This is a genomic window from Variovorax sp. IB41 (assembly GCF_016405905.1).
Classification (GTDB): domain Bacteria; phylum Pseudomonadota; class Gammaproteobacteria; order Burkholderiales; family Burkholderiaceae_C; genus Variovorax.
In genome coordinates this window covers 83,052-101,227 of record NZ_JAEFCB010000011.1, presented here as the reverse complement: position 1 = coordinate 101,227, position 18,176 = coordinate 83,052, and the positions used below count along the sequence as shown (strand labels likewise).

19 protein-coding genes are annotated in these 18,176 nt (G+C 68.1%); 5 read left to right on the top strand and 14 right to left on the bottom strand.

What is annotated here, in order from left to right:
- Positions 1–3: 3 nt before the first annotated feature.
- Positions 4–645 (bottom strand): LysE family translocator, encoded by a 642-nt coding sequence (locus JC881_RS20090; protein ID WP_198787466.1) that lies wholly within the window; start codon positions 643–645, stop codon positions 4–6.
- 122 nt (positions 646–767) lie between these two features.
- Between JC881_RS20090 and JC881_RS20085 the strand changes: the two genes are divergently transcribed.
- Positions 768–1,073, top strand: a complete 306-nt coding sequence (locus JC881_RS20085) for an NIPSNAP family protein (protein ID WP_198787465.1) — start codon at positions 768–770, stop codon at positions 1,071–1,073.
- Between the two features lie 3 nt (positions 1,074–1,076).
- On the opposite strand, the gene JC881_RS20080 is transcribed toward JC881_RS20085, so the two are convergent.
- The gene (locus JC881_RS20080) at positions 1,077–1,808 is read right to left on the bottom strand and encodes an HAD family hydrolase (protein WP_198787464.1); all 732 of its coding nucleotides are present in this window, start codon (positions 1,806–1,808) and stop codon (positions 1,077–1,079) included.
- Positions 1,809–1,823: 15 nt separating this feature from the next.
- On the opposite strand from JC881_RS20080, the gene hemH reads away from it, so the two are divergent.
- Positions 1,824–2,879 (top strand): ferrochelatase, encoded by a 1,056-nt coding sequence (gene hemH / locus JC881_RS20075; protein WP_233101920.1) that lies wholly within the window; start codon positions 1,824–1,826, stop codon positions 2,877–2,879.
- 1 nt (position 2,880) lies between these two features.
- Here the strand turns inward: hemH and JC881_RS20070 are convergent, their stop codons facing one another.
- The 12 genes from JC881_RS20070 to JC881_RS20015 form a co-directional block, all read right to left on the bottom strand.
- Positions 2,881–3,438, bottom strand: a complete 558-nt coding sequence (locus JC881_RS20070; protein ID WP_198787463.1) for a thioredoxin family protein — start codon at positions 3,436–3,438, stop codon at positions 2,881–2,883.
- A gap of 121 nt (positions 3,439–3,559) precedes the next feature.
- Positions 3,560–4,066 (bottom strand): DUF1993 domain-containing protein, encoded by a 507-nt coding sequence (locus tag JC881_RS20065; RefSeq protein WP_198787462.1) that lies wholly within the window; start codon positions 4,064–4,066, stop codon positions 3,560–3,562.
- A 56-nt stretch (positions 4,067–4,122) separates the two neighbouring features.
- Positions 4,123–5,007, bottom strand: coding sequence for an alpha/beta fold hydrolase (locus tag JC881_RS20060; RefSeq protein WP_198787461.1), 885 nt, complete (start codon positions 5,005–5,007; stop codon positions 4,123–4,125).
- Positions 5,004–6,071: a branched-chain amino acid ABC transporter permease gene (locus JC881_RS20055; protein WP_198787460.1), complete on the bottom strand. Its 1,068-nt coding sequence runs from the start codon at positions 6,069–6,071 to the stop codon at positions 5,004–5,006. Before JC881_RS20055 ends, JC881_RS20060 begins: the two co-directional genes overlap by 4 nt.
- Positions 6,072–6,084: 13 nt before the next feature.
- Positions 6,085–7,065, bottom strand: coding sequence for a branched-chain amino acid ABC transporter permease (locus tag JC881_RS20050; RefSeq protein ID WP_198787459.1), 981 nt, complete (start codon positions 7,063–7,065; stop codon positions 6,085–6,087).
- The gene (locus tag JC881_RS20045; RefSeq protein WP_198787458.1) at positions 7,062–7,787 is read right to left on the bottom strand and encodes an ABC transporter ATP-binding protein; all 726 of its coding nucleotides are present in this window, start codon (positions 7,785–7,787) and stop codon (positions 7,062–7,064) included. Before JC881_RS20045 ends, JC881_RS20050 begins: the two co-directional genes overlap by 4 nt.
- A complete protein-coding gene (locus JC881_RS20040) occupies positions 7,784–8,548 on the bottom strand; it encodes an ABC transporter ATP-binding protein (RefSeq protein ID WP_198787457.1) in 765 nt (254 codons plus the stop codon). The genes JC881_RS20045 and JC881_RS20040 overlap by 4 nt, the downstream gene beginning before the upstream one ends.
- 44 nt (positions 8,549–8,592) lie before the next feature.
- A complete protein-coding gene (locus tag JC881_RS20035; protein WP_198787456.1) occupies positions 8,593–10,050 on the bottom strand; it encodes an extracellular catalytic domain type 2 short-chain-length polyhydroxyalkanoate depolymerase in 1,458 nt (485 codons plus the stop codon).
- Positions 10,051–10,228: 178 nt separating this feature from the next.
- Positions 10,229–11,416 carry a substrate-binding domain-containing protein gene (locus JC881_RS20030; protein WP_198787455.1) on the bottom strand — a complete coding sequence of 396 codons (1,188 nt, stop codon included), beginning with the start codon at positions 11,414–11,416 and terminating at the stop codon, positions 10,229–10,231.
- Positions 11,417–11,573: 157 nt separating this feature from the next.
- Entirely contained in the window at positions 11,574–11,837 is a 264-nt protein-coding gene (locus JC881_RS20025) for a hypothetical protein (RefSeq protein ID WP_176657944.1), read from the bottom strand.
- Positions 11,838–11,858: 21 nt separating this feature from the next.
- Complete coding sequence (locus JC881_RS20020; protein ID WP_198787454.1) at positions 11,859–12,971, bottom strand: DUF4272 domain-containing protein; 1,113 nt, start codon at positions 12,969–12,971, stop codon at positions 11,859–11,861.
- A 36-nt stretch (positions 12,972–13,007) separates the two neighbouring features.
- Positions 13,008–14,543, bottom strand: coding sequence for a sigma-54 interaction domain-containing protein (locus JC881_RS20015; RefSeq protein WP_198787453.1), 1,536 nt, complete (start codon positions 14,541–14,543; stop codon positions 13,008–13,010).
- A 134-nt stretch (positions 14,544–14,677) separates the two neighbouring features.
- On the opposite strand from JC881_RS20015, the gene JC881_RS20010 reads away from it, so the two are divergent.
- Genes JC881_RS20010 through JC881_RS20000 form a run of 3 tightly spaced genes read left to right on the top strand, consistent with a single transcriptional unit; the run spans position 14,678 to position 18,170 of the window.
- Positions 14,678–15,445, top strand: coding sequence for a CerR family C-terminal domain-containing protein (locus JC881_RS20010; protein ID WP_198787452.1), 768 nt, complete (start codon positions 14,678–14,680; stop codon positions 15,443–15,445).
- The gene (locus tag JC881_RS20005) at positions 15,442–16,965 is read left to right on the top strand and encodes an efflux transporter outer membrane subunit (RefSeq protein ID WP_198787451.1); all 1,524 of its coding nucleotides are present in this window, start codon (positions 15,442–15,444) and stop codon (positions 16,963–16,965) included. Before JC881_RS20010 ends, JC881_RS20005 begins: the two co-directional genes overlap by 4 nt.
- Positions 16,962–18,170: an efflux RND transporter periplasmic adaptor subunit gene (locus JC881_RS20000; RefSeq protein WP_198787450.1), complete on the top strand. Its 1,209-nt coding sequence runs from the start codon at positions 16,962–16,964 to the stop codon at positions 18,168–18,170. Before JC881_RS20005 ends, JC881_RS20000 begins: the two co-directional genes overlap by 4 nt.
- Positions 18,171–18,176 lie beyond the last annotated feature (6 nt).

Genomic DNA, 18,176 nt, shown 5'->3' with positions numbered 1-18,176 from the left:
CGGTCAGGCCGCCTTGTTCGGCAGCCGCAGCAGGCTCAGGCCCAGCAGCACGAAGGCCCCGCCGGACACGCGATTGAAGAGCTTCGAGCGGCGCGGATCGGACAGTTGCTTCTTCAGCATCCGCGCGAGCAGCACATAGAACGCATGCGAGAGCACCGAGCCCGCGGCGAAGGTGGCCGTGAGCACCGCGAACTGCCCGAGGATCGGCGCGTCGTGCATGAGGAACTGCGGGAACAGCGCCGAGAAGAACAGGATGCCCTTGGGATTGGTGAGCGCCACGGTCACGCCGTTGCCGAACAGGCGCCATGCGGCGCGCGGCGCGGCGGGCGCGCCGGTTGCGGCGAGGTCGGAAAACACGCTGGCCCGGTTGCGCCACTGCTTGATACCGAGGTAGACAAGGTACGCCGCACCCGCCACCTTCAGCACCATGAACGCGGAGGCCGAGGTCGTCAGCACCACGCCCAGCCCCGCCATCGCGGCGGCCGACACCATGAACAGGCCCACCGCATTGCCGAGCGAACTGATCATCGCGCGTCGCGGGCCCACGGCGATCGAGTTCGACACTGCGAGCAGCACGGCCGGACCGGGGGTGAAGGCGACGAGCAGCGTCACGCCGCAGAAGATGAGCCAGTTGGAGAGGTGCACTTTCGGAGTTCCTGCGCGAAAGGTGATCGGGGATGCGGAGACGGGGGAGCGGGAAACTATAGTCCGACAGCCCGCCGCCCGCCCGGGCCGCGCCAATTGCCCCTCACCTCTGGACAAAGAACATGGTCACCTGCTACCTGCGCTACATCGTCGACGCCTACAAGCTCAAGGAATTCGAGCACTACGGCAAGCTCTGGATCCCGCTGGTCGAGAAGTTCGGCGGCAAACACCACGGCTACTTCCTGCCCTCGGAAGGCGCCAACGACGTGGCGCTGGCCATGTTCAGCTTCCCGAGCCTCGCGGCCTACGAGAAGTACCGCGCCGATTCGATGCAGGACCCCGATTGCCAGGCCGCGTTCAAGTACGCGCAGGACACGCGCTGCTTCCTCAGCTACGAACGCAGCTTCTTCAGGCCTGTCTTCGAATAGGGCTCAGGCGCCGAGCGCCACGCACAGCGCGTGCAGGTTCGGCACGATCAGCTGCGGCCGCGCGCCGTGCACCCAGGGGCGCTCGTCGCGCACCAGCCATGCGGCCTGCATGCCGGCGTTGAGCGCGCCGACCACGTCGAGCTCGGCGTCGTCGCCCACGTGCAGCACGTCCTTGGGCAAGAGGCCAACCGAGGCCGCGGCGGCGCGGAAGATCGGCGCATGCGGCTTGCCGCTGCCGAAGGCGCGCGCATTGAACGCGGTGCGAAACCAACGGCCCACGCCGGTCTGGTGGATGTCGGCATTGCCGTTCGACACGGCGACCAATGGGTAACGTTCGCTGAGCCACTTGAGCGCGGGCAGCGCGTCGTCGTAAAGCGTCACGCGCTGGCGCTCTGCGAAGAAGGCATCGAAGGCCGGATCGGCCAGCGCCGGGTCTTCGCCGGCGCGCTTCAGTGCGGTGCGAATCGATTCGCGGCGCAGCGCGCTCAGGTCGTGCGCGAGGTCCGAGCGCTCCTTGGCGGTGGCCTCGCGCAGTTCGCGCAGGATGCCGGGCGTGAGCAGCAGCGAGGCGGTCTTGGGTGCCTCGCGCAGGAGCCATTCCTGCAGCACGGCTTCCGCGCGTTCGATGGTGGGCCAGATGGGCCAGAGGGTGTCGTCGAGGTCGAGCGAGATCGCGGCGATGCGCTGGACGTCGAGCGGCGCGGCGCTCGCGGGCGCTGGGGGAGCGGAGGTCATGCCTGAGAATATCGCATGCCTCAAGCCCCGACGATTGCCCCGACGAATGCCTCGACCAACGCGGCCACGAACACCAGTTCCGCCAATGACCGCACCGCCGTGCTCTGGTGCAACCTCGGCTCCCCCGACGCCCCCACCGCCGCCGCCGTCCGCCCCTACCTCGCCGACTTCCTGGGCGACCCGCGCGTGGTCGAGATTCCAAAGGTGCTCTGGGCACTGATCCTGCACGGCATCATCCTGCGCACCCGGCCGGCCAAGTCGGCCGCCAAATACGCGAGCATCTGGATGCCCGAAGGCTCGCCGCTGAAGGTGTGGACCGAGAAGCAGGCGAAGCTCCTGGCCGGCTGGCTCGGCGAACGCGGCCACCGCGTGACGGTGCGCGACGCGATGCGCTACGCCAACCCGTCGATCGCCTCGCGCCTGGATGCGCTGCAGGCCGAAGGCGCCACGCGCGTGCTGGTGCTGCAGGCCTATCCGCAGTACTCGGCCACCACCACCGCGAGCGTGATCGATGCGGTGAACGACTGGAGCCGCAGGCAACGCCGCATTCCCGAGTTCCGCTTCGTCAACCAGTACCACGACGACCCCGCCTACATCGACGCGCTCGCGCAGGGCATCGAGCGCCACTGGAAGAGCGAGGGCCGCGGCGAGCTGCTGCTGATGAGCTTCCATGGCATCCCCGCGCGCAACATCGCGCTCGGCGATCCGTACCAGGCGCAGTGCCTCGAAACCGCCCGCCTGCTCGTGGCGCGGCTCGGCCTTTCCGATGCGCAGTACCGCGTCACCTTCCAGTCGCGCTTCGGCCGCGCCAAGTGGCTCGAGCCCTACACCGAACCGACGCTGCGCGAACTCGGCGCAAAGGGCGTCAAGCGCGTCGATGTGGTGTGCCCGGGCTTCCCGGCCGACTGCCTGGAGACGCTCGAAGAGATCGCCATGGAAGGCCGCGAGGCCTTCCTGCATGCGGGCGGCCAGGCGTTCAACTACATCCCGTGCCTGAACGACAGCCCCGCGTGGATCACCGCGCTCGCAGGCATCGCCGAGCGCAACCTCGCTGGCTGGCCGACCAGGTAGTTCAGCCCGCGGCCTTGCGGGCCAACAGCGCCTGGATCGCCGCCTCCATCTCGGCGTACTCGCCCTCGCCGAAGTGCTGGCGCATCACCTGCCCCTTGGCATCGACCAGGTAGAACGCCGGCCAGTACTGGTTGTTGTAGGCCTTCCAGGTGGTGAAGCCGTTGTCCTGCGCCACCGGGTAGCGGATGTTGAAGCGCTCGATCGCGTCCTGCACGTTGCGCGTCGACCGCTCGTAGGCGAACTCCGGCGAGTGCACGCCCACGACGACGAAGCCCTGGTCCTTGTAGGTCTCGTACCAGCGCACCACGTGCGGCAAGGTGCGGATGCAGTTGATGCAGGTGTAGGTCCAGAAGTCGACCAGCACCACCTTGCCCGCGAGACCCTGCATCGTGAGCGGCCCCGAGTTGAGCCACTTCTCGATGCCCCCGAACTCGGGCGCGCGGCCGTAGTCCTTGAGGCCCGGCGATGCGGCGAGCGCACCCTGCATCGGCCAGCAGGCGGCCGCGGCCACGCCCGCACCGAGTCCTGAAAACGCCCTTCTCGACAGCAATTTGCCCATGATCGCAACCCCGTTCGTGTCAGACCGACAGCGGTCTGGCGCGATTGTTGGGCGCGCGCCGGGCCGGCGCGCATGTGTCACGGCAATTTGAAGTTTGTCGCGAAGCCGTGACGAACGGCGTTCAGAACTTGCCGAGGTAATCGAGCTTGCCGATCGGCATGCCGCTGTGGCGCAGCACGTCGTAGGCGGTGGTCACGTGGAAGAAGAAGTTGGGCAGCGCGAACTGCAGCAGGTAGCGCTGCGCGGTGAAGGTCGCCTCGCCCTCGCGGGTCTTGATGGTCACGGGGCGCTCTTCCTGGCCGTCGATGAGCGCGCGGTCCACGGTCGCGAGAAAGTCCTGCGTCTTGTGGATGCGGGCCACGAGGTCGTCCCAGGTCTTTTCCTCGTCGGGGAAGCTGGGCGCCGTGATGCCCGCGATGCGCGCCGCGCCGAGCTTGCAAGCATCGCTCGCGCGCTGCACCTGGCCGGCCAGCGTGAGCATGTCGGGCGCGAGGCGCGCATCGACCAGCGTCGCGGTGTCGATGCCATTGGCCTTGGCGTGCGCCAGGCTCTTGTCGAACAGGTGGATGAGCTGGCCGAGTCCGCGGGTGAAGACCGGGACCGAAATGTCGTACATCGAGAGCGCCATGGTGAGGTGAGCCTTGTAGTGGTTGAAGCCGCGGCGATTGTGATGCCGCCGCGCGTTCAGCGACCGGCGGCGCGGATAAACCCCTCGATGGGCGCCAGTTGTTCGGGCACGTTGAGCGCGGGCGCGTGGCCGCACCCCTGGATTTCGATGACCTGCAGCCGCCCGTGGGCGCCCGGTCCGCGATGCCGCATCTCCTGGACCACCTCGGGCAGCACCAGGTCCGACTCGGCGCCGCGCAGGCACAGCACCGGCACCTCGATCGCGTCGTAGTGCGGCCAGATGAGGTAATCGTTGTCGTGCGCGCTGAACTGCTGGACCATGGCCGGGTCGTAGTGCGGCGTCACGCGGCCGTCGGGCAGGCGGCGGGTCGAGCTTTCGGTCAGGCGCCGCCACTGCGCGTCGCTCAGCCACCCGTAGGGCTTGTAGACGGTGCGGAAAAAAGCTTCGAGCTCCGCCACCGTGTCGAACGAAGGCGGCTGCCCCGCATAGGCGCGGATGCGATCGATGGCCGCCTGCGCGAGTTGCGGTGCGTTGTCGTTGAGCGTGAGGCTCGCGATGCGCGCCTTCATGCGCGGCTCGAACAGGCCCGAGGCGCAGACCATGCCGATTGCGCCGCCCATCGAGGTGCCCACCCAGTGCACGCGGCCCAGGCGCAGTTCGTCGCACAGCGCGTTGGCCAGCCGCGCGTAGAAAGAGAGCTGGTACTCCTCGTCGGGCAGCGGGCTCCATTGGCTGAGGCCCCGGCCGATGGTGTCGGGGCAGATCACGCGAAAACCGCGCGAGGCGAAGTGCTGCGCGAGCTCGTCCATGTCGCGGCCGGTGCGCGCGAGCCCGTGCCAGGCGATGACCACCGGCGCATCGGGTGCGCCCCATTCGAGCCAGTGGATCTCGCGGCCGACAAGTTCCGCGTAATGCGATGTGGGAATGAGGGGCGCGCTCATCGTGCCGCCCTCGCCCGCAGCTTGCCGACGATGCCGGTCGGGAAGTAATACACCGACAGCACGAACAGCACACCGAGCCACAGCAGCCAGCGGTCGGGCGACAGCAGCGCCGCGAGCCACGGCAGGCCGCTCGCGGCTTCGCTGCCCAGTCGAAGCAGGTCCTGCAGATAGCTCTGCGCCACCACGAACAGCACCGCGCCGATGGCCGCGCCGTAGATGGTGCCCATGCCGCCGATCACCACGATCAGCAGCACGTCGATCATGATCTCGAAGCTCAGCGAGGTGTCCGGTCCGTTGTAGCGCAGCCAGATCGCGAGCATCGCGCCGGCCAGCGTGGCGAACAGCGCCGACAGCACCGCAGCCGTCGTGCGGTACACCACCACGCGGTAGCCGATGGCCTCGGCACGGAACTCGTTCTCGCGGATCGCCTGCAGCACGCGGCCGAAGGGCGAATTCACGATGCGCAGCAGCGCGAGCACCAGCACCACCGCCGCGACGAACAAGAGGTAGTAGCAGAGCAGCCGGCCGTCGAGCGAGACGCCGAGGAACGGCTCCTCGGCAAACTCGAAGCTCGGCGAGATCAGCTCGGGCAGCTTGAACGTGAGGCCGTCCTCGCCGCCGGTGAAGTCCGACAGCTGCGAGGCCAGCGTCTGGAACGCCGAGGCCACGGCCAGCGTGATCATCGCGAAGAAGATCGCGCGCACCCGCAGCGAAAACAGCCCGATGGCGAACGAGAGCACCAGCGAGATCGCGAGCGATGCGCCCAGCCCCACGAGCACCGCGCCCCAGTTGGGCCCGAGCCGCGAGGCCGAGATGGCGATGCCATACGCACCGATGCCGAAGAACATCGTGTGCGCGAAGCTCACGATGCCCGTGTAGCCCAGCAGCAGATCGAAGCTCGCGACCAGCACCACGAACACCAGGATCTTGGCCGCGACGCTGAGCGCCTTCACGCCCGGGAAGATGAACGGCGCGAACGCCAGCGCGATGAACAGCGCCACCAGCAGCAGCGCCAGCAGGCGGCTGCGCGGCATGTCGTTGGAGAGAAGTCGTTGGAGGAACATGGTGTCTTCTTCCTCAACGGTTCGCCACGGGGTACACGCCCTGCGGCCGCCACAGCAGCACCGCCACCATCAGGAAGATGCTCGCGAACTGCGTGACCGTGGGCAGCAGGAAGCCGATGTAGTTGGTCATGAGCCCCACGAGCAGCGCGCCGATGAGCGCCCCGCCCGTCGAGCCGAGCCCGCCGATGATGATGACGATGAAGATCAGCACGTTGACCTGCGCGCCCATCTGCGGCACGAGGTTCTGCTGGAAGAGCCCCCACATCACGCCGCCCAGCCCCGCGAGCGCGCTGCCCACCACGAACACGCCGACGAAGAGCCGGCCGATGCGGTAGCCGAGCGACTCGACCATCTCGCGGTCCTGCACGCCGGCGCGGATCAGGAGGCCGATCTTCGTGCGGCCGAGCGTCCATGCGAGAACGCCGAACACCACGATGCCCACGGCCACCGCGAGCAGCCGGTACTTGCTGATCGCCGCATCACCGACCAGCAGCGATCCGCGCAGTGCCTCGGGCAAGGGCAGCGGCACCTGCGCCGGGCCCCAGATCACCTTGATGAGCTCCTCGCCGATGATCATGCCGCCCATCGTGATGAGGATCTGCTTCAGATGCTGGCCGTAGACGGGCCGCACGATGAAGCGCTCGAACGCAAAGCCGACCGCGCCCGCGACGGCCATCGCGACCAGCATCGCGGGGAATACCGCAACCAGGTTGCGCCACAGTTCCTGCGAGCCGGTCCAGTCGCCCATGAGGCCCAGCACGCTGCTCGCCACGAAGGCGCCCAGCGCGATGAACACGCCGTGGCCGAAGTTCAGCACGTCCATGAGGCCGAACACCAGCGTGAGGCCCGAGGCGATGATGAAGATGATCATGCCCATCGCCAGGCCCGCGACCGTGAGCGTGAGCCAGGTCGAGAAGGAGCCCGTGAGCGGCAGCGCGACGAGCGCGAGGATGGGGGCCAGAAGCAGCGGCTTCCAGTCGAAGTCGAGTTTCATAGAGCCAGTCCGAGCAGCGATTGCTGCAGTTGCGCATCGGCGGAGAACGCCGCCATCGAGCCGCTGTGCACCACGCGGCCGTTGTCCATCACCGCGACGTTGTCGCCCAGGCGCTGGGCGAAGTTGATGTTCTGCTCCACCAGCAGGATCGTCACGCCGCTTCGCTTGAGCTCGGCGAACGCGTCGATCATGTTGTTGATCATCACGGGCGCGAGGCCCTTGCTCGGCTCGTCGATCAGGAGCAGCTCGCGCGGCTCCACGATGGCGCGCGAGACGGCCAGCATCTGCTTCTGCCCGCCCGAGAGCTTGCCGGCCGGATGGTTCCAGAACTTCTCCACTGCGGGGAAGAGCTTGAAGATCCACTTCAGACGCGTGTCGTCGATCTGCGCAGCGTTCTTGGCGCCGCGTGCCGCGAGCAACATGTTCTCCTTCACGGTGAGGTCGGAGAAGATGCCCATGTTCTCGGGCACGTAGGCGATGCCCAGGCCCGCGATCTGGGGCGTCTGCAGCGCTGTGATGTCCTTGTCGGCGAAACGCACCCGGCCCTCGGAGGCGTGCCACAGGCCCATGATGGTTCGCAGCGTGGTCGTCTTGCCCGCGCCGTTGCGGCCCAGCAGCATGGTGAGCTGGCCGCGGGGCACGGCGAGGTCCACGCCGTGCAGGATGTGGTACGCCCCGATGTGCGTCTGAACGCCTTCGAGCGTCAAGAGATTCGAGCTCATGCAGCCTCCTTTGCGATGCCCAGGTAGGCCTCCTGCACCACCGGCGAGGCGATCACCTCGGCCGGTTCGCCATCGGCCACCAGCGTGCCGTTGTGCAGCACGATGATGCGGTCCGCGAGCTCGCGCACCACGTCCATCTTGTGCTCGACCAGCAGGATGGTCTTGGTCTTGTCCTGCTTCAACTTGCGGATCAGATCGAGGATGACCGGCGCCTCGGCCGCGTTCATGCCGGCCGTGGGTTCGTCGAACATGAAGACCTTGGGCTCCAGCGCCATGAGCAGCGCCACCTCGAGCTTGCGCTGGTCGCCGTGCGGCAGGCTCGCGACCGTCGCGTGCTCGCGCGATTTCAGCGCCACGTCCGCGAGGATCTGGTCCGCGCGTTCGGTCAGCGCCTTGTGGTCGCTCCAGATGCTCCAGAGGTTCAGGCCCCGCCGATGCGCCCCCTCGCGCGTGGCCTGCACCGCCAGGCGCACGTTCTCCAGCACCGTGAGGTTGGGAAAGAGGTTGGTGAGCTGGAAGGCCCGCCCCAGCCCCGCGTGCGTGCGCGCGGACGGCGCGAGGCCCGAGAGCGATTGCCCGTCGAGCGACACCGTGCCGGCGCTCGCCTTGAGCTGCCCCGAGATCAGGTTGAAGTAGGTGGTCTTGCCCGCCCCGTTGGGGCCGACGATGGCCGTCAGCGTGCCCGGCGCAAAAGCGCAGCTCACGCTGTTGACGGCCACGTGTCCCCCGAAGCGGATGGTCAGGTCTCGGGTCTCAAGCATCGTTGGTCATTGCGAAAAGAAAAGAGTGTCGATCTCGATCGGCCTCAACAGGTGCCGATCACGTAGTAGTTCGGGCCGGTCTGCTTCAGCGTGGTGGTGACGTAGATGTTCCACAAGCCCATGGCCTGCGCCGAGCCGTAGGCATACGTCAGACCCCACAACGCATAGGCGCGACCGGCCATCGTGTGCGCATAGTTGCTCGCGGTGTAGCAGGTGCCGCCGGTGCCGCCCGAGGTGGTGGTGCCGGTGGCAGCCGTCGACATCGCGCCCTCCGCGCTGCTCGCGTCCAGCGCCGCGACGGTCCAGCTGTAGGTGGTGGATGCGGCCAGGCCCGTGTCGGTGTAGTTGGTGCCGGCGACCGGCGCGGCGTTGACCTTGCTGCCGCCGCGGTACACGTTGTAGCCGCTCGCACCAGTGACGCCCGCCCAGCCGATCACCATGCTGCTGCTGGTCGCGCCCGAGGTGCCCACGCCGGTCGGTGCCGGCAGCGACGAGCCGCCGCCCGAGCCGCTGACGCGGTCGATCATGGCCTTTAGCGCCGCCATTTGCGGGCCGGACTTCTTGGCGTAGTTGACGCTGCCGTAGCCCCACCAGTCCCAGCAGCTGTTGGTCGCGGCGGTGCTGGTCTGCGGGTAGAGAAGGATGATGTTGTTGGTGTCGGCCCAACGGTTGTAGCCGGTCTTCTTCACGTACTGGTCGCCGACGTCCGTGTAGTTCTGCTTGCAGCCGTGCAGCACCAGGTGCACGCGGCAGCTGTTGCCGCTGCCGGCCGCGCAAGCCGCGGGCGTGTAGAGCCAGCCGGTGGCGGCCATGCCCGAGCCGCCGGCGAATTCGCCCTGGTTGAACTCGGTGAAGGTGCCGCCCAGCGTGCCGTTGTTGCGCGCATTCAGCGGGCCGTACAGGTGCGTGAGGATCTCGCCCGCGAGGTCGAAGCCGCAGTTGTTGATGTAGGGCGTGGCGGTGGTGCTGCAGGCCGCGCCGTAGTCGTCGGTGACCATCGCGTGGCCCGCGCCCAGGTTGTTCTTGTAGACCGTGTTGGCGGCCGGCACGAAGCTCTGGTAGTAGGTCTTCAGGTCGTTCATCACCGCCTGCTTGACGGTGTTGTCCGAGGTGCCGGAGAACATGTAGACCCTGGAGCCCGTCATGTTGGAGACCGCATCGATCGCGCCGCTCGCGGCCCAGCTGTTGGTGGTGCTCACGAGCGTGGACACCGGGATGGCGGTGCTGTGCGTCATGCAGCGCCCCGTGGCGTTGAGCACCGAGCCTTCGGCGCAGTAGTACGGACCGCCGGCCACGATGCCGGCGCCGCGCTTGAAGGTGGCCGAATAGGCCACGTGCAGTTGCACCGCCATGAAGCCGCCGGCCGACAGGCCCGAGACGCTCACCTCCGCCGGATTGGCTTTGAGCGCAGGCAGCGGCACCGCCGCCACCGCGGCATGCGCCGCCACCGTCATTGCCGCTGCCGCGGCCAGTCCCTTCCAGTTCCTTCTCATCGCTTGCATCGCTGTCTCCTTGTGTTGTGGGTATCGAACGCTTGCTTGCAGACTGACGAATCGGCCGTGGAAACGCACCGGCTTGCGCGCACGCAGGCTGGCGCTTCGCCCGGCGGCCATCCGGGGCGAAATGGGAGCGGCGCTTCTTGCGCGCCGCGCGGTCAGGGGGCGATCGGCGCCGTGTCGATCAGCGCTTGTTCTTGATCGGGATGTCCATCTCTTCGGGCTTGATCTCGTGCACGAGCTCGGGCACGCCCCAGGCGAACGCCGGGTCGACCTTGATCTTGAAGTGGTACATCGACTGCATCGCCTGGTGGTCTTCCTTGCGGAAGGTCATCTTGCCCTTGGGCGTGTCGAAGCTCATGCCTTCCATGGTGCTGATGAGCTTGTTGGTGTTGGTGTCGCCGCCCGTCTTCTTCAGCGCCGTCACCACCGCCATCGCGGCCGAGAAGCCGCCGGCCGTGAAGAAGTCCGGCGGCGTCTTGAACTGCTTGTAGTGCGCCGAGACCATCGCCTCGTTCACCGGGTTCTTCGGGATGCCGAAGTAGTAGTACGCCGCGCCCTCCATGCCCGGCAGCGCCTTGTACGCGGCCATGGCCGGCAGGATGTTGCCGCCGGTGGCGATCTCGATGTTGTAGCGCTTGAGGTCCAGGTCGACGATCTTGAACGGATTGCCCGCGCCGGCCCAGACGATCCAGATGATCTTGCGGCCCGGCTGGTCTTTGAGCTTGTCGATCAGGCGCTGCGCGCCGGCGGTGAAGTCGGTGGTCGCGGGCGGCAGGTACTCCTCGTGCACCAGCTTGGCCTTCTTGAGCGCGGCGCCGAAGGCCTTCACGCCGTCGCGGCCGAAGGCGTTGTCCTGCGCGAGCGTGGCGACGGTGACGCCGGCCTTGTCGACCGCGACCGCGTTGGAGATCGCGTCCTGGCTCGAATTGCGGCCGGTGCGGAAGATGTACTTGTTCCACTTGTCGCCGGTGATCGAGTCGGCCACGGCGGGCTCGACCAGCAGGATCTTCTTGTACTCCTCGGCCACCGGCAGCATCGCGAGCGCGACGCCCGAAGCGGTCGGGCCGACGGCCAGCGCGGCCTTGTCGTCGGAGTACGCGGCGGCCAGCAGCGATTTGCCCAGGTCGGGCTTGCCTTGGTCGTCCTTCTCGATGACCACGAGCTTCTTGCCGTTGATGGCCATCGTGCCGCCGGTGGCGTAATCCAGGCCCATCATGAAGCCGGTCTGCGTCTGCTTGCCGTAGGCCTCCAGCGCGCCGGTCTTGCTGTAGATGTGGGCGATGCGGATTTCGTTGGACTGGGCCCAGGCGGGCGCGGCGGCGGCGCAGGCGGAAAGCGCGGCCAGCGCGACGAGGTGGCGACGGATCATCGTTATGTCTCCTGAAAGTGGTGACTGAATATTGCACAGTTCGTGCCACACGACCAAGTCGTTGATAACAAAGGTTTCTTCATTGGGAAGAAGCCCTTGGCGCCTGATTTCAGAACACTTGTCGCGTCTGAATTTCAGGCAACTGTCTTTTTATCAGTCAGGGTTTCCCAGAAGCCTGGCGCACCGCGATCCAGCGCTGGAATTCGCGTTCGGCCTGCATGCGGAATTCGTTGCGCGTGTGGTTGCAGATGGCGTGGGCGAGGCGCCGGTGCTTCTGGTTGCGCACGCCGCCCAGCGTCGAGTCGACGAGGTGCTCGATGGTCGCGGACTCGGGCCGGCCGTGCGGCTCGTCGAAGTCCATGGGAAGGCCGCACCAGTGGCAGTTGGGGCCGAAGGTGGAACGCAGGGCTCGGACGCTCATGGTGCGGCCCTCATGGCGCAGTCAGGTCGGCGTATCGACTTCATCCCATTCCTTGTTCTCGAAGCGGACCAGCCAGTTCAGCACCCGGTGGCGCTCCAGGATCACGCCGGCATCGAGCCCCGCCGGCACGGCCTGTTCCTTGAGCTCGGCCTGGCGCGTGAGCCAGTGGAGCCGGTAGTGCAGGTCGAGCGCGTCGAGGATCTCGCTGTCCGTCCGCATGCGCATCGCGCGCATCAGGCCTTGCTCGTCGTGCGCGTCCAGCAGGAGGCGGGTCGTCAACGGCACGTCGCAGATGGCCGAGGGAAACGGCAGTTCGTCCACCAGGCCCATGGCCCATTCCAGGAGGAACACGCATTCATAGCGCCAGGCGAACTGCGCGACCTCCGATTCCGATGGCGCCTCTTGCAGCAGAAAGGCCTGCTCCTTCGGCGTCAGATGGGCCCGCGCGGACGGCAGGCTTTCGAACAGGGATTCGGCGGAGAGCGGATCCTTGGCGGCCACCGACTCGGCCCGGACTGCCATGGCCAGCAGCGCGAAGGCCCTGCCCGCGATCTCCTGCGTCGTGCGCAATCGCAGCTCGGGCTCCGAGATGAGCGGCGGCAGATGCTGGGGCGGCGGCATCTGCTTGTCCGAGAGAAGCGCTTCCGTGCGCGCCTTTCTCTCCCATGCCTGCGGTGGATAGGGAATCGCAGCGCGTCCATCGCCCTCCTCGCCGCCCGCGGACAGCAAGACCACGCCGTGGGGATCGCGGATGCCGCCATCGCGCATGAACAGGATCGCGTTGGCCTGCACGGCCCAGTCGGCGAACGCATCGAGCTGCGCGTCCTCGACGACGAGGCTCAGGTGCTGCTGCACCCGCTGGATGTGGCGCATCACGTGATAGCGGTTGCGCGTCATCTCGCCGTTGCCCCGGCTCAGCACGTAGCCGACGAAGCCTTCGAGGTGCGTGGCGAGCTCGGGATCGGAGAGATCGCGGCGCGCCACCATCGTGTGCGCGAATTGAAGTTCCGGAACCTCGGCGCAGGTGCAATAGGCGTTGACCAGCATCCCCTCCTGCGGGTTTGCATCTGGTTGCTCTACCGGCGCCGCGGGCTTCACCAGCGCATCTTTCAACTTCGCGAACAGACCCTTCATCGAATCCTCTTCCTCATGGTGGTTGCCGATCGGAGCTCACCGCTCCTGGTTCGTCATGCGCTCGTACAGAGTCGCGCGCGAAATGCCGAGCAGCCGCGAGGTCGCGAGCTTGTTGCCGCCCGTGCTGGCCATGGCCGCTGCGATGGCCTTGCGCTCCAGCTCTGCGACCTGCTGCGCGAGCGGCCGCAGCAGCGCGGCTTCTTCATCGCCGCCCGCATGCGACAGGTCGGGCAGCTCGATCTGCTCGAGCCCCGCTTCGCGCAGGATGCGCTCGAGTTGCACGGCATCGATGCGCTGCGAATCGCTGCGCATGGTCACCTGCTCCAGCACGTTGCGCAGTTCGCGGATGTTGCCGCGCCAGTGCTGGCCCGCGAGCAGTGCGAGTGCATCGGGGGTGAGCTCGGGCGGCGCTTCGCCGCTGCGCAGCGCCATGTCTTCGCCGAGCGCCTCGACCAGCGCGGGGATGTCGCTGCGCCGTTCGCGCAGCGGCGGCACGCGCAATGGCAGCACGTTGAGGCGGTAGTAAAGGTCTTCCCGGAACAGGCCGCGCCGCACCAGCTCGGGCAGGTCGCGCGAGGTCGCGGCGATCACGCGCGCATCGAAGGGCACGAGCTTGTTGGAGCCGAGCGGCTCGATCTCGCCCTCTTGCAGCGCGCGCAGCAGCTTGGCCTGCAGGCCGAGCGGCATGTCGCCGATCTCGTCGAGGAAGAGGCTGCCGCCATCGGCCAGCTTGAACTTGCCTTCGCGCCCTCGCCTGTCGGCGCCGGTGAAGGCACCGGGTGCAAAGCCGAAGAACTCGGCTTCGAGCAGCGTGTCGGGCACGGCCGCGATGTTGACGCTGACGAACAGGCCCTTGGCGCGCGCCGAGGATGCGTGAATGGCGTGCGCGAGCAGCTCCTTGCCGGTGCCCGTCTCGCCCAGCAGCAGCACCGGGCTGGTGGATTGCGCCGCGCGGCGCGCATGGCGCTTGACCTCCACCGCTGCGGGGCTGCTGCCGATGAAGCTCGCGAAGGTGTATTTGGAGCGCCGCTGCCCATCGGGCGCGTGCTGGTACAGCGGGTTGTTGCGCTGGCTCGCGAGCTCGCGCCGCGCGTCGTCCAGGTCGCGCTGCAGCAGCGCGAACTTGCTGATGAGCGGTTGCAGCGTGGTCTCGGGTTGGTCGAACAGCACGATGCCGATGGCGCCGATCACATCGCCCGCACCGCCCTCACGGCCATCGCGCCCATCGCTCTCCGCGCGCAGCGGAATGCGGCTGACCACGAAGGTGCCCGCCTTGTTCGTGAGCAGGTCCACCAGGATCGGCTCGCCGGTCTCGAGCACGCGGCGCATCTGCGTGTTGGGGATCACGTCCTCGACCATGTGGCCCTGGAACTGGTCGATGGACGAGAAACCCAGCGCCGGCAGGAAGCGCCGGTAGCCTTCGTTCACCCACACGATGCGTCCGCTGCTGTCCACCAGGAACATGCCCTGGCTGATGCTGGAGAACAAATGAAACATCGAGCGCGCGGCGAGCGCGAGGATGCCCTCGGCATCGAGGGGCAAGGCGGGGGGAGCGGCTGGGGCAGCAGGCATGCGCGGATCGTACTGTGATCGGCCCCGGCAAATCCGGCATGGATGTGACACCGGAAATGCCCAGAACAAAGTCGGAAACAAAGACCTTCAGCATCCCTTAAGTAAATCAATCGTTTGATTTCGACCGTGGTTTAATGCCGGGCATGAACGCGAGGGACCCCATCACGACCACGCCGCCGCCGCGCGCTCCCCGCGCACCTCGCGCGGACGGCGCCGAGGCGCGCCACCGCCTCCTGCACACGGCGCTGCGCCTCTTCGCGCAGAAGGGCTTCGCCAAGACCTCCACGCGCGAAATCGCGCGCGAGGCCGGGGTCAACATCTCGGCCATCAGCTACTACTTCAGCGACAAGAACGGCCTGTACGGCGCCTGCTTCACCGAGCCGATGGGCGGCGACTCCGACGACCTGGTGGCGATCTTCAGCACGCCCGGCCTCACGCTCGAAGCGGCGCTGCGCATCTGCTTCACCTCGGTGATCGAGCCGCTGAAACAGGGCGAGATCGTGCGGCAATGCATCCAGCTGCACATGCGCGAGATGCTGGAGCCGACCAGCCAGTGGGCCAAGGAAATCGAACGCGACATCAAGGGCCCGCACCGCGCCATCGCCGAGCTGCTGTGCCGGCACCTGAAGCTCGAGCGCGCCGACGACGACATCCACCGCCTGACCTTCGCGATCACGGGGCTGTCGATGCAGCTCTACGTGAACCAGGATTTCATCGAGGCCGTGCGCCCGTCGCTCCTGCGCACGCCGCGCAGCATCGACACCTGGGCCGACCGCCTCACCGTCTACGCGCTGGCGCTGGTGCAGGCCGAAGCCACGCGCCGGCAGGCCGCGGCCGCCGACGAGAAAGCCGCAACCGCGCCTGCGCCCTCCGCCGCACGCGCCGCGAGAAAGAAGCCATGAGACAACTGCGACTGATTGCCTCCCTTTGCATCCCACTGAGCGTGGGCCTCGCGGGCTGCGGCCTGATGCGCCCGCCGGCCAGCGTCCAGGCGCCGTTCCCCGCGCAATGGAATGCACCCCTGCCCCACGGCGGCTCGCTCGCATCGCTGGCCGACTGGTGGCGCCAGCTGGACGATCCGCTCCTGGTCGAGCTGATCGCCGCGGCCGAAACCGCCAGCCCCAACCTCGCGAGCGCCGCGGCGCGCGTGGCCGAGGCGCGCTCCACGCGCGTGCAGGCTGGCGCGGCGCTGCTGCCCAGCCTGGACGGCACGGGCACGGCGAGCCGCGGTGTCTCGGGCTCGTCCTTCAGCGGCGGCGGCACCGGCTCGTCCTCCTCGAGCAGCAGCAGCGCCGCGGCGGCAGCCACCGCGCCGCTCACCACGCTGCAGGCCGGCCTGCAATCCAAGTGGGAGATCGATCTCTTCGGGCGCCTGCGCGCCGACCGCGATTCAGCCCAGCAAAAGCTCGATAGCGCCACCGCCAAATGGCACGACGCGCGCGTGGCCGTCGCGGCCGAAACCGCCAACGCCTATTTCGCCGAGCGCGCCTGCCGTCAGCAGTTGCGCGTGTCCGAGTCCGACGCCAAATCGCGCAGCGAGACCGCGCGGCTCACCGACCTGTCGGCGCGCGCCGGCTTCACCGCGCCGGCCGATGCGGCGCTCGCCCGCGCCAGCGCCTCCGATGCCTCGGGGCGCCTCACGCAACAGCGCGCCCAGTGCGCGATACAGCGCAAGGCGCTGGTGGCGCTCAGCGGCATCGACGAACCCACGCTCGCGCAGAAGCTCGCCGTCTCGCACACGCAGCGCGCGCTGGTGGTGATGGGCGGCATCGAGAGCGTGCCGGCCCAGGCGCTGTCGCAACGGCCCGACGTGTACGCCGCCGAACTCGCCGTGGCTTCGGCCAGCGCCGACGTGGGCTCGGCCGAGGCCGAGCGCTATCCCAAGCTCAGCATCTCGGGCTCCATCGGCCGCATGCAGATCCGCACCAGCGGTTTTCGCGAGTCGCTGGACACCTGGACGGTCGGGCCGGTGTCGCTCACCGTGCCGCTGCTCGATGGCGGCGCCCGCAAGGCCAACACCGATGCGGCCAAGGCGCGCTACACCGAGGCCGTGTCGCTCTACCGCGCGAACGTGCGGCAGGCGGTGCGCGAGGTGGAAGAAGCGCTCGTGAACCTCGACGCCACCGAAGCCCGCACCACCGACGCCGACAGCGCGGTGAAGAACTACCAGGCCTCCTTCGACGCCACGCAGGCGCGTTACAGCAGCGGCCTCGCGAGCCTGTTCGAGCTGGAAGACTCGCGCCGCACGCTCTTCACCGCGCAGACCGCGCGCGTCACGCTGCAGCGCGAACGCGCCGAAGCCTGGGTTTCGCTGTACCGCTCGATGGGCGGTGGCTGGAACCGGCCCGAGTCTTCAGCGTCAGCGTCAGCGTCCTCGTCCATGACCTCTTCCTCGACCTCTACGGTTGCGACGTCACCATGAAAACAATGAAGCGTTCCACCCTCGTCATCGCGCTGCTGGCGCTCGTCATCGTCGTCGTTGCGGCCGTGTGGCTCGTGCGCAAGCCCTCGGGCACGCCCGCCGAGCAGGCCGCGGCAGGCAAAGCCAAGGACGGCGCGCCTGCGCCCAAGCCGGCGCTCACCGTCACCGTCGCCAAGCCCGAAGCCACCGAGCTGACCGTCACGCTCGCAGCCAACGGCAACGTGGCCGCCTGGCAGGAGGCGGTGATCGGCTCCGAGTCCAACGGCCTGAAGCTCGCCGAGGTGCGGGTGAACGTGGGCGACGTGGTCAAGAAGGGCCAGGTGCTCGCCGTGTTCTCGCCCGAGACGGTGCAGGCCGACATCGCGCAGTCGCGCGCCTCGCTGGCCGAGGCCCGCGCCACGGCCGCCGACGCCGCCGGCAACGCCGCGCGCGCCCGCTCGCTGCAGGCCACCGGCGCATTGAGCCAGCAGCAGATCAACCAGTACCAGACCACCGAGCAGACCGCCAAGGCGCGCGTCGAGGCGGCCGAAGCGGTGCTGGCCGCGCAGCAGGTGCGCGGGCGCAACACGCAGGTGCTGGCGCCGGACGACGGTGTGATTTCGGCGCGCACCGCCACGGTGGGCAGCGTGGTGTCGGCGGGCACCGAGCTCTTTCGCCTGATCCGCCAGGGCCGCCTCGAATGGCGCGCCGAAGTCACCTCGGCCGAGCTCGCGCGCATCGCGGTCGGCACGCCCGCCTTCGTGGTCAGCGCCAGCGGCGCGCAGGTGCGCGGCAAGGTGCGCAGCATCGCGCCGACGGTCGATCCGCAGACGCGCGCGGCGCTGGTCTACGTCGACCTGCCCACGGTGTTGCAGAACACGGGCGTCAAGGCCGGCATGTTCGCGCGCGGCGACTTCGAGCTGGGCCGCACCTCTGCGCCCACCGTGCCGCAAGCCTCCATCGTTCCGCGCGACGGCTTCAACAACGTGTTCGTGCTGCAGCCGGACAACCGCGTGCAGCAGCTGAAGGTGCAGGTCGGCCGCCGGCTGAACGACCGCATCGAGGTCACCAGCGCGCTGCCCGAGGGCGCGCAGGTCGTCGTGCAGGGCGCGGGCTTCCTGAACGACGGCGACCTGGTGCGCGTGGTGGCGGCAACGCCGCCGGCCGCATCGGCGGCAGCGGCCCAGCCGGCCAAATCCGCGGCATCCGCCGCGGGTGCCAAGTAAGACACA

Excerpts from the sequence above, each read along its gene's own strand:
- JC881_RS20085 (WP_198787465.1), top strand. The coding sequence starts at position 768 with ATGGTCACCTGCTACCTGCGCTACATCGTCGACGCCTACAAGCTCAAG.
- JC881_RS20080 (WP_198787464.1), bottom strand. The coding sequence starts at position 1,808 with ATGACCTCCGCTCCCCCAGCGCCCGCGAGCGCCGCGCCGCTCGACGTC.
- hemH (WP_233101920.1), top strand. The coding sequence starts at position 1,824 with ATGCCTCAAGCCCCGACGATTGCCCCGACGAATGCCTCGACCAACGCG.
- JC881_RS20070 (WP_198787463.1), bottom strand. The coding sequence starts at position 3,438 with ATGGGCAAATTGCTGTCGAGAAGGGCGTTTTCAGGACTCGGTGCGGGC.
- JC881_RS20065 (WP_198787462.1), bottom strand. The coding sequence starts at position 4,066 with ATGGCGCTCTCGATGTACGACATTTCGGTCCCGGTCTTCACCCGCGGA.
- JC881_RS20060 (WP_198787461.1), bottom strand. The coding sequence starts at position 5,007 with ATGAGCGCGCCCCTCATTCCCACATCGCATTACGCGGAACTTGTCGGC.
- JC881_RS20055 (WP_198787460.1), bottom strand. The coding sequence starts at position 6,071 with ATGTTCCTCCAACGACTTCTCTCCAACGACATGCCGCGCAGCCGCCTG.
- JC881_RS20050 (WP_198787459.1), bottom strand. The coding sequence starts at position 7,065 with ATGAAACTCGACTTCGACTGGAAGCCGCTGCTTCTGGCCCCCATCCTC.
- JC881_RS20045 (WP_198787458.1), bottom strand. The coding sequence starts at position 7,787 with ATGAGCTCGAATCTCTTGACGCTCGAAGGCGTTCAGACGCACATCGGG.
- JC881_RS20040 (WP_198787457.1), bottom strand. The coding sequence starts at position 8,548 with ATGCTTGAGACCCGAGACCTGACCATCCGCTTCGGGGGACACGTGGCC.
- JC881_RS20035 (WP_198787456.1), bottom strand. The coding sequence starts at position 10,050 with ATGCAAGCGATGAGAAGGAACTGGAAGGGACTGGCCGCGGCAGCGGCA.
- JC881_RS20030 (WP_198787455.1), bottom strand. The coding sequence starts at position 11,416 with ATGATCCGTCGCCACCTCGTCGCGCTGGCCGCGCTTTCCGCCTGCGCC.
- JC881_RS20025 (WP_176657944.1), bottom strand. The coding sequence starts at position 11,837 with ATGAGCGTCCGAGCCCTGCGTTCCACCTTCGGCCCCAACTGCCACTGG.
- JC881_RS20020 (WP_198787454.1), bottom strand. The coding sequence starts at position 12,971 with ATGAAGGGTCTGTTCGCGAAGTTGAAAGATGCGCTGGTGAAGCCCGCG.
- JC881_RS20015 (WP_198787453.1), bottom strand. The coding sequence starts at position 14,543 with ATGCCTGCTGCCCCAGCCGCTCCCCCCGCCTTGCCCCTCGATGCCGAG.
- JC881_RS20010 (WP_198787452.1), top strand. The coding sequence starts at position 14,678 with ATGCCGGGCATGAACGCGAGGGACCCCATCACGACCACGCCGCCGCCG.
- JC881_RS20005 (WP_198787451.1), top strand. The coding sequence starts at position 15,442 with ATGAGACAACTGCGACTGATTGCCTCCCTTTGCATCCCACTGAGCGTG.
- JC881_RS20000 (WP_198787450.1), top strand. The coding sequence starts at position 16,962 with ATGAAAACAATGAAGCGTTCCACCCTCGTCATCGCGCTGCTGGCGCTC.